We start from the raw sequence: 821 nt of genomic DNA, 5'->3' as shown, positions 1-821 counted from the left end.
AAGTATCTTTGTAAGATATTGATAATTACATAGTTACAACTATACAGAAAGAAAGAGAGTAAGATTACTGGCGTACCTTTTAAAGGGGAAGAAGGCGCGTTATTTCTTCTCTCTTTCATAATTTAACATGGATCCTCTGGAATATAAGATTTCGATCAAACTTTCATCTTTAAGCTTTATTCTCTCCTTGGAAACTCTTCTGTTTTCCATCCGGAACTTATTAATATCTCACTAGAAATGTTAGTTAACAATTCATTAACAGCAAAAAAACCGAGATAGAATTATTTTCACGGCCTGATACTTTTTATATAAGCGCTTTTAATTTATTGGTGTTGTTGTGTACGGGACAGGTTCTGCTGAAAAACATTAAAGAAGTTTTTAAAGTTTTCAGTTTAACGTTTGTTGAGTCATTTACAGCCTTTGACCATGTATGAGTAAAAATGTAACTAATTCCCAGGCTCTTCGACCCGAACCAACTCAAAATTCATCATTTGCAAGAATAATTGCAATTGGAGCCAGTGCAGGAGGACTTGAAGCACTTAAGGCATTTTTTGAGAATGTGCCTCAAGGTTCTAAAAGTGCCTACGTTATAATACAACATCTTTCTCCCGATTATAAAAGTATGATGGGAGAATTGTTATCCCGAAGCACCAACCTTCCTATTCTTGAAGTTGAAAATGGCATGGAGGTGATGCAGGGGCATGTATATTTAATTCCTCCGGTGAGTAACCTGGTCATAAAAAATGACCGCCTTTATCTTTCAGACAAACCGCGAAATCAAACCTTAAATCTTCCAATAGATATGTTCTTCGAATCCCTTG

1 protein-coding gene is annotated in these 821 nt (G+C 35.6%); it reads left to right on the top strand.

The genetic code is table 11. The annotated features are described in order from the left end of the window. Positions 1 to 430: 430 nt before the first annotated feature. Positions 431 to 821 (top strand): chemotaxis protein CheB (locus tag HC175_RS15545; protein ID WP_168139361.1); only part of this gene is annotated, 391 nt, incomplete at its 3' end.

The sequence above is a fragment of the Salinimicrobium oceani genome (assembly GCF_012037645.1).
This window is presented reverse-complemented; position numbering and strand designations above follow the sequence as displayed.